The following is a 12,214-nucleotide window of genomic DNA, read 5'->3' on the forward strand; positions in this document are numbered from 1 at the left end:
AGTATCACCCGTATTGTATAGGAATGAGTTTATAAGAAAAAAGCACCGCTTCTGCTCGAATTGGGCGAAAGCGGTGCTGCGTAATTACTTGTGAATGCTGAGATAAACGTCCAGCGCCGTATCAAGGAACTTCTCGATTTCTTCCCGGGACTTGCGGAGCTTGTTCACGAACCGGACCAGTTCCCGTCCATCGGTATACGCGACAAAGCTTGGAATGCCCAGTATATTCTGTTCCTGGCTGACTTCACCTACAGCATCGACATCCACTTCCACCAGGGTAAGACGCTCTGCATATTTCTGCTGCACATCCGGCATGAACGGATCAATGAATTTACAATCCACACACCAATCTGCCTTGAAGACTGCCACCGTCAGGCGCGGAGACTGAATTGCTACCTGAAACTGGGCAGGGGAGCTGATTTTGTCCATCAATTGACCATTCCCTTCTATCAGAAAGTTCCACACGAAGCTTGCTCTTTAAGTGAATCAAAATGTAAGGAATAAGTCAAACATCATTATTCACCGGAACGTACACGGGCCGGCTGCAATTTCATCAAAGGACCCAGCACCTTGCGGAGCGGACGGGGATAACCGGCAATCTCCTGGCTGCTGAGTACGCCCAGAATAATCAGGAGAACCAGATAGACAATCACCACTGCCGCTCCAACCACCAGACAGGTAATCAGGAAGGCCAGGCGGGCCGGCATCAGCTGCGTCATCAATATACCTGCTTCATTAAGGCCATAACCAATTCCCCCCGAAGCCAAGACCGCAATAGAGAAGCCTCCCCATCGTTTGCCGAGAATAGTGAAGGGGACGATTTTTTTGAGCATCCGCAGATTAAGCAGTGTAATCACTATGAAGCAAAGTGCCGTAGAACCGATAATGCCATAGATGCCAAACCACTGGCTGAACAGGAAGTTGGAGCCGAACTTCACGAGGATACCCACAAGCACGTAATACATCGATATCCGCGATTTGCCCATTCCAAGCAGGATGGAGTTAGTGGTCATCATCGTAATCTGGAAAATAGTACCGAGTGTCAGCATCGCCACAATGCCGCTGCCATCCAGTGTTTTGAACAGCAGGCCATTAACGGAATACGCCGCCACGACCAGAGAGAGTACAACCGGTGTGCCGGTCAGAATAGACACCCGCATGGCGAGTGTGACCTGACGCTGCAGGTGCTGTTCATCTTTGCGTGCGAAGGCGGCAGATATTATCGGAATCAGCGATGCACTTAGGGCGATCGACAATACCGGAGGAATCCCGGCCACACTCTGTGCCCGGCTGCCGAAGATACTTAGGGCCCAAGTAGCCTGCTCCATCCCGATCTTACCGCTAAGCAGCGGAACAATGAAAGAAGTATCAATAAAGTTCACTACAGGCACCGTAACAGAAGATAATACAATCGGTATGGACAGCTTGAAAATATCCTTATAAATCTTCAGCAGCGGGATACGGGCCTCACTCGATTCATACAGTGCCACCTTCTCCTCGCTGCGGCGCAGCTTCATGGCATAATACAGCATCACGCCGAAGGCGCCGATACTGCCGAGTACACTGCCGAAGGATGCGCCTGCCGCCATCCAGGTATTGCTGTAGCCCTGGTGCAGCAGGATGAATGCAAGCAGAATGGCTGTGGATACCCGGGCAATCTGCTCGACAATCTGTGAGATGCCCCCGGCCATCATATTGTTACGGCCCTGGAAATACCCGCGCATCATCGCGATTGTAGGGAACAGCAGCAGCGCCGGGGCAATTGCCCGGATGGCCAGAGTACTCTCTGGAACCTTGCTGTATTCAGCGTAATATGGAGCAGCTATGTATAGCGTCACACCCATAATCACACCAACAATTGCAGCAAAGATAAGAGCAGCTCGATACACCTGCTGAGCTTCCTGCGGTCGGTTCAGCGCATAGCGCTCGGACACCATTTTACTAAGCGTGCTTGGAATACCGGCTGTCGCCAGCGGCAACAGTAGCAAATATACATTATTAGCGATCGTAAACGACGCATTCCCTGTTGTATTGAATAAATGCTCCAGCGGCACCCGCTGGGCAAGCCCGAGGACACGGGCCACCAGTGCGGCTGCCGCCAGAATTAGCGTGCCTTTGACAAAGGATTCTTTCTTGGTGGACAAGCTGTTTCGCCTTCTTCACAATAAATTTAAAAACGTCCGATCCAGATAAAGAAGAGGACGATCATAACAATCTGCAGAATAATCTTGACGACTGTGCTGCTGAACAGCCCGAGCAGAGCGCCGAAGCTCACCTTAACCGCTTTACCGGCCTTCTCGCCGGCAATCAGCTCGCCGATGAAAGCACCCAGGAACGGGCCAATCAGCAGGCCGAACGCCGGAATCAGAAACGGACCGATAATCAGACCGATGGTGCTGCCGATCACCGAGGCGCGGGAGCCGCCGAATTTCTTGACGCCCCAGGCCCCGACAACATAGTCGGCAATGAACAGCACCACAACGATTAGCGTCTGGGCAATCCAGAACCAGGGTCCGAAGGAGCCGAAGGAAAAGAACCAGCCATATACAAAGAAAGCCAGGTAAATCGCAAGCGCCCCCGGCAAGATTGGATATACCGCTCCTGCCATTCCGATTGCGAATAAAGCAATGATCAGAATCCAGCCCAGAATTGTCAATTCCCTCAACTCCTTAATCTTAAGCTCGTTTCGATATTCTGCCGGCCGAGGTTCCGGCCTCTGTCAGGATGTACTTCTGAATCACTTCGGCGATCCCGTCTTCGTTGTTCGTAGCTACAACCGCATCCGCTTCCTGCTTGACAGTTTCCTGCGCATTGCCCATAGCCACTCCAAAGCCGGACTGCTGGATCGCTGCCAGATCGTTGAGGCTGTCACCTACGGCAACAACCTGGGACATGTTAATGCCCAGCAGCTTGCAGACCTCAAGTATGCCTGAAGCCTTGTTGACGCCCAGTGGATTAATCTCCAGGTTGAACGGCGAGGAGTTGGTGATCTCCAGCCCGCCCAGCTCCTGCAGCCGCATCAGCAGCTTATGGCGGATATCGTTATCCTCGGTGGAATAGCCGAATTTCAACCATTCCCTGCTGTCAATCTCCCCGTCCCAGCTATCCCGGTTGTACACCTCATCTACAGAGTAGGCCCAGAACCAGATGTCGAATTCCTCCGCGATTTTGTGCATCTCTTTGACTAGCTCCACATCCATCAGGGACCGGCGGTACAGCTCATGAGGTGCACGCCAGACTTCACTTCCGTTCACCATAATCATCGGAGTGTTGAGGCCAAGCTGTTCAGCATAAGGCATCGCACTGCGCGAGGAGCGTCCCGTAGACAGGCAGACATGTACGCCGGCCTCCATCGCTTTTTTGATCCATTCCACTGTAAGCGGGGTAATCTTCTGTTCGTCGTTCAGTAGGGTTCCATCCATATCCAAGGCAAGCAGGCGGTATTTGGCAGTCATTTGCCACCCCTCCATTCTTGGTTGCTCTTTCGTTTGAAGGCAACCGTATATTTGGTATTTCTCGCAAATACATCTCCATCATGGCTATAATATCATCAGTTTGTTGCGGCAGTATTATCGGAATTGTCACCGGAAGTAGTACCGTCATTCGGGTTCGCTGTTTTCAGGCTTTTCTTAGGCACGCCATCCAGCCCGTATTCCCAGTCGTAGGCATCGAAAATTTTACGCGCAACCGGAGCCGCACTGTTGGAGCCGAATCCCCCTTCGGGGATGACTACAGCAACAGCCAACTTAGGATTATTACGCGGGGCGAAGGCAATAAATACCCCGTTATCGCGCAATTGCCCTTTTCCCAGCTGCTGTGAGGTCCCTGTCTTACGGGCAAAATCATAAGGGAAATCTGCGAATGCCGAGACCTTACTGTTCATACCCTTTTTAATTTCTCTCCAAAAGGACTTGTCAAAGGTCGTTACTTCATCCAGCACCTCGCGCTCAAATTTCTTGACCACCTTGCCCGATGAATCTGTAATCTTGCTGACAAGCTGCGGCTTGATCCGCACCCCTTCATTGGCAAGCGTAGAAGCATACTGAGCTAACTGCAGTACCGTATAGCGGCCCTGCTGTCCGAAGGAGGCATAGACCAATGCGGCTTGCGCACTGCCCGCTGCCTTAGTATCCGTGTAGTTGATCTGTCCCAGGTATTCATTAGGGAGACCGCTCTGCGTGGATACGCCAAGGCCGAATTCCTTCATATACTTATCCCAGACTCCAATGCCTTCCCCCTTGTATTGATCGTAAATCCTCTTGCCGATCATATCCACCATGAACACGTTAGAGGAATCCTCAATCGCCTTCGCCGGGTCCATCCGGCCGTATACGTGACCCGAGGAATTGCGGACAGAGGATTTATCATCCTTACCGAAATAGGCAATCCCTTTGTCATTGTACGTATAGGAAGTGCTGAAGAAGCCTTCATTTAGACCGATCAGCACCGTCAGCGGCTTAATGGTGGAGCCGAGCAGTACCGTGGAACCAAATCCATGACCGGACAGGCCCGAAGAATACGGGGTAATAGTCCCGTTCTGATAGTTGCCCATGATCTTGTTCCAGGTATCCGAATCCAGCTTCTCCGCTGTCCAGACATTGGTATCGTAATCCGGCATACTGGCCATGGCTACGATATTGCCGGTATCGACCTCCATCGCCACGGCATAGCCTGTCTTGGCATCAGGATGGGTCTTGCCTTGTACAGAGTTGCGGTGCAGCCAATTGATCTGTTCGGTGATGGCCTGCTCCGTCTTAAGCTGAACATTCTTGTCAATCGTCATCCAGATATCATTACCCTTGACAGGCGGCACTACCTCTTCTACCTTCTCGGCCATGTTCTGCGGATTCACCGAGATGACCTGATAGCCGTTCTTGCCGCGCAGCTCCCGCTGGTATTGCAGCTCCAGACCATCGAAGCCGACGAATTCATCGTCTTTATAATTCAGGCCGGGATCTGCGCTGATCTTCTTCATCGCACTCTGAATATTCTTGTAGATGTTGAGTGTGTTGGAGGATTTGAAGGGCTTGATATACCCGACTGTCTGCACGGCAACAGTATCCTTGTCATAATGACGCACGCCTTCTTCTACGATCTCAAGGCCCGGGAATTCGCTTTTATGCTCCATGAAATAGGCAATTTCCTTGGTTGTCAGACCGGATTTGATCTTGCGGGCCATATAGCCTGAATATTTCTTGAAATATAAATCCAGAGAATTAATCACTTCATTAACAGTCAGCTTCTCGCCGTTCGGGTCGCCATATTCGTCAAATTTCGCAACCAGATTATTCGCCAGCGCATACGCATTGGCCCTTGCCTCCGGCTTCAGCGAGCTGATTCCCGTCTCCTTGTCCAGTGCCTTCGCTGTATATTCCTTCGTAAGCGTAACATACAGCGTTTGAACGGAGGTCGAGTAGGCAATTTGCTCGCCTGCGGCTGCGCGGATTCCCCCACGGATGGAGGCGAGGGGTACACTTTTGGTATCCCGGCTGGTCTCCACCTCGGTCAGCGTGGGTCCTTCCACAAATTGAATAACTGCGAGACGGATAATAATTACACAAAAAATAACAAACGTACTGAAGAAAAACACGTTAAGACGCAGGCCAAGCGAGCTCTTGCTGCCCTTCTCTTCCGGGGGGGAGGCCTGCTTTCGGAAAACACCCACAGTTTTTCACTCCTCTACATCAAAATAAACCGTTTAATCCACCCTTGACTCGGGCACATTCTTCTTAGGCACTCCATCCAGTCCATACTCCTGGTCATAGGCTTCAAAGATTTGGCGGGCTACCGGTGCTGCACTGTTCGCGCCAAAACCGCCTTCCGGAATAATCACGGCCACCGCAAGCTTAGGATGCTCACGTGGAGCATAAGCAATGAATACCCCGTTGTCACGGGTAGCCCCGAAGGCTTCCATCTCAGAGGTTCCTGTCTTGCGGGCGAAGTCATACGAAAATCCGTCAAACGCCTTAACCTTAGTATTCATCCCGCGCTTGATCTCCTTCCAGTAAGAAGGATGAAACGAGATGCTGTCCAGAACTTCCCGTCCAAATTGCTTAACCGTCTTGCCGTCGGGATCTGTAATCTTACTGACGAGCTGGGGCTTAATCCGCACACCTTCATTCGCAAGTGTGGCCGTATACTGGGCAAGCTGTAATGCGGTATATTTCCCCTTCTGGCCGAAGGAGGCAAGTACCAGCGCCGATTGGGAAGAGCCTGCCTTCTTCGGATCAAGATAATCGGCAACTCCGGCACTTTCACCCGGAAGCCCGCTTTGCGTAGACACCCCAAGGCCGAAGGCCTTCATATATTTGTCCCATATGGCAATCCCTTCTCCCGGATACTTCTTGTACAGGGCATTACCGACCCACTCTACCATAAAAGCATTCGAGGACTCCTGAATAGCCTTCGCCGGACTAAGCGGGCCCAGGACATGGCCGGAGGAATTCCTCACCGAGGAGCTGTTATCCTTACCGAAATAACCAATCCCTTTATCTATATAAGTATCACTGGTAGTGAATAAGCCTTCCTCCAGACCGATCAAGACACTTAACGGCTTAATCGTGGAGCCCAGGAAGATTAATGACTTCAGCCCGTTGCCGGAGATACCGGAGGAAATATCGGTAATCGTCCCGTTCTGATAATAATCCCTAATCTTGTCGTACACTTCAGGAACCAGCGTCTCGGCATTCCAGACATTCGTATCATAGTCCGGCATACTCGCCATTGCCACTACATTGCCTGTATCAACTTCCATGGCAACGGCATAGCCGGTGAGCGCATCCTTATGAAGCTTCCCCTGTACAGGGTTGCGGTGCAGCCAGTTGAGCTGATCATTGATGGCCTGCTCTGTTCTCATCTGCACCTTCTTGTTAATCGTCATCCAGATATCGTTGCCCTTGACGGGCGGGATCAACGCGACAACCTCTTCGGCCATGTTCTGGGCATTGACAGAGATCGTCTGATACCCGTTCTTCCCTCTAAGCTCACGCTGATATTGCTGTTCAAGACCATAGATGCCGACAAACTCATCTTCCCTGTAGCTAAGCCCCGGGTCCCCACCCGTTTGTTTCATGGCGCTGCGGATATTTTTGTATAAATTATATCCTTCTTCTGTAGAACGGAATTGCTTCATATAGCCTACCGTTTGAACGGCCACCGTGTCCTTGTCATAATGGCGGATACTCTCCTCTACAACAGACACCCCGGGATAGCGCTGCCTGTTCTCCATCAGATGGGCGACTTCCTTCATCGTAAGACCGGCCTTGATCTTACGCGGGACATATCCCAGTGACTTCTTATAATCAAGGTCCAGCAGCAGCAGAACATCCTCCTTGAGCAGCTTCTTCGCAGAGGGATCACCATACTGTTCAAAAACGGATGACAGCCCCGCCGCCAGCGCTTTCGTATTCGCCTTGGCTTCAGCGGTCGGTTCATATAAGCCGGTCTTCTTATTCTTGACCTTTGCGGTGTATTCTTGGGTTAACGTAACGAATAATGACTGAACCGGTGTGGAATGGGCAATGTCTTCCCCTCCCGCCGCGTGAATAGTCCCCCGGATCGCCGCAAGCGGAACATCCTTGGTCTCCCGGCTGGCCTCCACCTCGCTGAGCTCGGGACTCTCTACAAACTGCAGTCCCGCAAGCCGGATCATCATGATCACAAAAATAAAAAAAAGCACCAAAGAAAAATAGATTTATGCGTAAGCTCAGGTAGTTGCGGGTCTCTCCATTGCCCGGGCCGGAGCCCGGCTTACCGAACCATCTCACAGCAAGTCCCTCTCCTTGTATGGTTTGCAGTATTGCTTATCCGTAAGATCACGTGCAAGAGCTGTTCTTGAAATATAATAATTTATATGTTGCACGTCCTTTGAAAGGACGGCACAGCCGTTTCCACTTGCCCGCTGTTATTGTACCATAGTTATAAGAGCGTCCGCTCCTTCTCAGAGGATGTTTTCCTTGATATGCGTGGAGTCGAAATCCCCCGGATTGAACCAGTCGCCGCTGCTGGCCCAAGTGGAATCAAGCGGAATCCAGGCTGCACTGCTGCTGATATAGACCTCATTCCAGGCATGCGGTCCATAGCCGCCTTGACCGTCATAGCCTTTGCCGGTAACGACACGCACCTGAAGGCCTTGCGAGCGGGCCATCATGGCATAGAGCCGCGCGTAATCAATGCATACGCCAAGCCGCGTATCCATCGTATCCTGCGGGGTCTGCTCATGCCAGATCCGTCTCTCTTCATAATTCTCCGCCTTGGTATAGTCGTAAGCAATACGCGAACCTACCCAGTCATAGAGCAGTCTGGCCTTCTCTTCATCTCCGCTGGCTTGTCCGGCAATATCTGCGGCTGCACCGGCAATATCCACCGAAATATCATGGTCAATCACTTCATATTTGCGCCGGAGAATGTCACTCATCTCGGCGGCTACCGCCTTGGTCAGCACCGGAAGCTTCCCTCTGACCTGTTCACCGGCCAGCGGTTCAAATACCGCTTCCGCACTCTCACTGTAGACCGGCGAGGACTGCACATAGCGGCTGAAGCCGCTGTCCGGGTTCAGGGTGACACTGATAAACAGGACAAAGACCAGCACCAAGGCGCGGGTAAGCCCTGCGGCGGTGCCAAGCACTGCCCCGACGAGCCGGCTGGCGCCAGTGATCCGTCCCGAACTCCTCCCGGACTGGCGCGGCAGGCGGAACGGCAGCAGAAGGAACAGCAGACCCAGCAGCAGACGAATCAAGCTATAGCACAGCAAGAGCAGCAGCAGAAACCGCACTATTGGTGAATTCGCCAGTACAGAGGCACCTGTATAATATAGCTGCTGCCATTGGCTTAGCTTGTCATCCTGCGGAGTGATGCCCGAAGCCCAGTTCCCGGCAGCAGGCGAGAGGTATACGGCTGCGGGAATCGCCATCACCAGCGAAGCTGCCGCAAGTACTCCTGATCCGAGCATGCCGAACAGCCCTCCGGCTGCTCTGCGGAAGCCCCGGCCCCAGCCCTGCAGTGCAGAGAAGAGGACCACCAGCAGCAGGACAATGGAGATGATATTGGCTTCCCGAAGACTTTCTATCCAGTTATTCAATGAATCACTCCTCCTTCCGCTGCTGCAGGTAACCCTGAGCCAGCTGCACTGTTACTTGCCCGCCTGCTTCCGTGCTTCGTCGATAAAGGTCTTGGTTGTATCCGTAACGCTCCACTTCCCGAGGCTGACTCCGCGGAAGACCACTTCCACCTTGTCCTCTGCGGCAGAGCCCTTCACCTCCAGATTAGGAGTCTTAATGGTGAAGGTGCCGTCACCGCCGGAGGTATAAACCGCTTCCTGCGCTTCTTTGAGCATGACCTCCTGCGCCTCATTCTTCAGCGTACTGACTGTCCCGTCCGCCACTTTGTTAACGGCATTACCGATCTGGTCCATGGTTACCCCGCTATAGATGAACAATCCTACAACAATAACGACGACGATAGCCCATTTCAGCATTGTCTTAACGATGTTAACGACTGCGAACAGCAGGACAAGCGCAATAACGATAACAAGCCAATTCTCTCTGATAAACTGTGACCACACTTCCGGATTCATCAATTTCACAACACCCCAATCGCAAATTTCGCCAATCCGGGACGCTGTCCCGTCAGACATTTCATTAATATTAATTATTATACATGAATGCCCCTTATAATTCATGGTTACCGGAATGCAGAACCGCATACAAGGCTGGCCAAGAAAATGGTATAAGCCCCCGCTGCCGCACGTAAAGTACAAGTAGGCTGTTCCCTCTGCTGGAATCCGTTCCGTCATCAGCGGCTGGCCGCTAATCTGGAGGTGTTATCCGTGAAAACTGCAATGTGGCTGTACCTCTTCATGTTCCTGGCGTTCTTCGATTTGCATGCCCAGTATCCTATCCTGACACCCTTTGCCATGTCACTGGGAGCGGGCCCGGCCTTCATCGGCTGGATGATGGGGATGTATTCCCTGACCCACCTCCCGGGCAACCTGCTGGCCGGTGTACTTGTAGACCGCAACGGCAGCCGCCGCTATATCGTGTTCGCCCTTACCGTAGCAGGACTGATCTTGCTCTTGCAGGCGCATGCCCAGCTGCCCTGGCATCTACTACTGCTGCGGGCAGCGAGCGGATTCGCTCTGGCATTCCTCTCCCCAGCCTGCATGACCCTTTTGGCCTCACTCTCGTCTGACCCGGCGACCCAGGGCAAATACATGTCAGGCAACGGAATTATTCACACGCTGGCTTCTGTGGTCTCCCCTGCTGCCGGAGCCTTCATCGTAGCTAAAGCCGGCTATTCCGGCACCTTCAGCACCTTGGGCTGGCTCCTGATCTTCACCGGTGTAATGGCCTTCTTCAGTGTACCGAAGCATAATCCGGCTCTGGTACTGCATAAGCCTGCACTCCCGGTGAAGGAGAATCTGCAGCCCGGGCTGGCCGCAACCACCCAGCCTACCGTCTCCAGACGTTATTATCTGCTGCCCTTCTTCGTATCCTGCTCCCAGGGCGTACTGTTCTTCGAGCTTCCGCTGTCACAAGGACAGGACGGAATGGTCTCTACCGGAATTCTGCTCTCCCTGCTCAGCCTTGGAGCGCTGGCGACCCTCTGCCTGTTCTTCCTGAACCGCATCTCGCCGGGCATTCGTATTGCCGCCGCCCTGCTGGGAATGGCTCTCTGCTTCTTCACTCTGGCTGCCTTCCGCAGCATCCCGGCCGGAGTGGTTCTCTTCCTGCTCGGTTCTGCAAAAGGGGTATTATTCCCGGCTATGGCCTCACTCTTCATCGGCCTGGGCGGCGCAGGACGGCTGGGCCGGACCTTCTCGCTGCAATCCATCGCCATGTCCCTCGGGGCCTTTGCCGGACCTGTAGCCGCCGGACAGCTAAGGGAGTATGTCTCCCCCTACTTCATTGCCTTCGTGCTGCTGATGACAGCTCTTCTGCTGCTGCCTCCGGGCAGATCCGGCCGTCTCTCTTCCTACGCTCCCGACTGGAACAGCCCTGCCGCCTGAATGCGACATTTCCCGGGGAATGAATACATATTGTTCCGCTACGCTGTTAAAAATAGCGCAGCTTAGGTACAATATCGTCATAACAACTAAGATCCGGGGGCTGATTGCATATGTCCATCACCATTATTGTCGAAGGCAAGAATGACCGCAGCAGACTGAGGCGACTGCTTGAACCAGAGGTCGACATTCTGTGCACCTTCGGTACGCTGAATACCCTGAAGCTGGAAGCTCTGCGCAATACCATCCGGGACGGAGAAGTCTACCTGTACATGGACAATGACAGCTCCGGCAAAAAAATTCGTGCTGTCCTGCGCGACGCCTTCCCCGATGCCGTTCATATGTATACCCGCAAGGGCTATGCCGGTGTGGAAGGGACTCCGGATGAATATAACATCACCCAGCTGGAGAAGGCTGGACTTGAAGATTTCATTATTTACCCCCAGCCCTATCCTCAGGGCATAGAAGGATAATTTATTGCATGAAGTATATACATTCTTAACCTTTCACCACAAAACGAGGGTGTCCTGTGCAGCAGCTCCACTGCTCCACGGACACCCTCGTTTTGTGCATTCCTGTACTATTCACGGGCCAGCTTCTTAACCGTTCTGGCCAGGAACTCCGGCGTTACATTCTCCGTATCCCCGGCATCGTACAATCCCCGGAGCTGGTTGTTCTTGTCCACCAGACCAATGAGGTTCATGTGGGCGAAATCATCCTTGCTTGTGCCGTAGATCAGCACCTTGAAGGACTCCGCTGCCAGCTTGCGTACCTGCTCCTGATCCCCCCGCAGGAAGTACCATCCGCTGTAATCGGCATGGAACTTGTCGGCGAAGGCCTTGATCGCTTCCCTTGTATCATTCTTCGGATCGAAAGAGATCGAGACGAATTCAACGTCCTTGCCGAAGCTGCCATCCTTAACCAGGATATCCTGCGTCTCTGACAACATATAGGTAGTAATCGGACACACATCGGGACAGACGGTGAAGAAGAAATAGACCAGCCTTGCCTTACCTGCCGTATCCGCCAGACTGATCTGCTTCCCGTCCACATTCTCCAGGGAGAAGTCCTGTACCTGACCGATGACCGGCAGCTTCTCACCTCCGAAATCAAACGATTTGACTGCCAGATAGACCGCCATAATTACTGCAAGCAGCAGCAACATCCAGGTCCATTTGTAACGTTTCAAGGTCTGCACAGGACACCTTCCCC

General features: G+C 52.7%; 11 protein-coding genes. 2 read left to right on the top strand and 9 right to left on the bottom strand.

Annotated elements, in window-relative coordinates; translation table 11 throughout:
- Positions 1-84 precede the first annotated feature (84 nt).
- The 8 genes from MKZ07_RS17465 to MKZ07_RS17500 form a co-directional block, all read right to left on the bottom strand.
- Positions 85-429, bottom strand: a complete 345-nt coding sequence (locus MKZ07_RS17465) for a thioredoxin family protein (RefSeq protein WP_036701702.1) — start codon at positions 427-429, stop codon at positions 85-87.
- A gap of 86 nt (positions 430-515) precedes the next feature.
- Entirely contained in the window at positions 516-2,144 is a 1,629-nt protein-coding gene (locus MKZ07_RS17470) for a putative polysaccharide biosynthesis protein (RefSeq protein ID WP_341026795.1), read from the bottom strand.
- A 26-nt stretch (positions 2,145-2,170) separates the two neighbouring features.
- Entirely contained in the window at positions 2,171-2,656 is a 486-nt protein-coding gene (locus MKZ07_RS17475) for a DUF456 domain-containing protein (protein WP_036701705.1), read from the bottom strand.
- Positions 2,657-2,675: 19 nt separating this feature from the next.
- A complete protein-coding gene (locus MKZ07_RS17480; RefSeq protein WP_036701707.1) occupies positions 2,676-3,455 on the bottom strand; it encodes a Cof-type HAD-IIB family hydrolase in 780 nt (259 codons plus the stop codon).
- A 95-nt stretch (positions 3,456-3,550) separates the two neighbouring features.
- Complete coding sequence (locus MKZ07_RS17485; RefSeq protein WP_036701709.1) at positions 3,551-5,665, bottom strand: peptidoglycan D,D-transpeptidase FtsI family protein; 2,115 nt, start codon at positions 5,663-5,665, stop codon at positions 3,551-3,553.
- A 33-nt stretch (positions 5,666-5,698) separates the two neighbouring features.
- Positions 5,699-7,654, bottom strand: coding sequence for a penicillin-binding transpeptidase domain-containing protein (locus tag MKZ07_RS17490; protein ID WP_156949758.1), 1,956 nt, complete (start codon positions 7,652-7,654; stop codon positions 5,699-5,701).
- 285 nt (positions 7,655-7,939) lie between these two features.
- A complete protein-coding gene (locus MKZ07_RS17495) occupies positions 7,940-9,079 on the bottom strand; it encodes a transglutaminase domain-containing protein (protein ID WP_341026803.1) in 1,140 nt (379 codons plus the stop codon).
- A gap of 51 nt (positions 9,080-9,130) precedes the next feature.
- The gene (locus MKZ07_RS17500) at positions 9,131-9,574 is read right to left on the bottom strand and encodes a hypothetical protein (RefSeq protein WP_036701766.1); all 444 of its coding nucleotides are present in this window, start codon (positions 9,572-9,574) and stop codon (positions 9,131-9,133) included.
- Between the two features lie 252 nt (positions 9,575-9,826).
- On the opposite strand from MKZ07_RS17500, the gene MKZ07_RS17505 reads away from it, so the two are divergent.
- Together MKZ07_RS17505 and MKZ07_RS17510 are read left to right on the top strand one after the other, a co-directional pair.
- Entirely contained in the window at positions 9,827-11,005 is a 1,179-nt protein-coding gene (locus tag MKZ07_RS17505; RefSeq protein WP_036701714.1) for an MFS transporter, read from the top strand.
- A 110-nt stretch (positions 11,006-11,115) separates the two neighbouring features.
- On the top strand, positions 11,116-11,475 hold the full coding sequence (locus tag MKZ07_RS17510) for a DNA primase (protein WP_036701716.1): 360 nt from the start codon (positions 11,116-11,118) through the stop codon (positions 11,473-11,475).
- A gap of 107 nt (positions 11,476-11,582) precedes the next feature.
- Here the strand turns inward: MKZ07_RS17510 and MKZ07_RS17515 are convergent, their stop codons facing one another.
- Complete coding sequence (locus MKZ07_RS17515) at positions 11,583-12,200, bottom strand: SCO family protein (protein ID WP_156949757.1); 618 nt, start codon at positions 12,198-12,200, stop codon at positions 11,583-11,585.
- Positions 12,201-12,214 lie beyond the last annotated feature (14 nt).

This window comes from Paenibacillus sp. FSL P4-0338 (genome assembly GCF_038002365.1).
In the GTDB taxonomy this organism is placed as follows: Bacteria; Bacillota; Bacilli; order Paenibacillales; family Paenibacillaceae; genus Paenibacillus_AQ.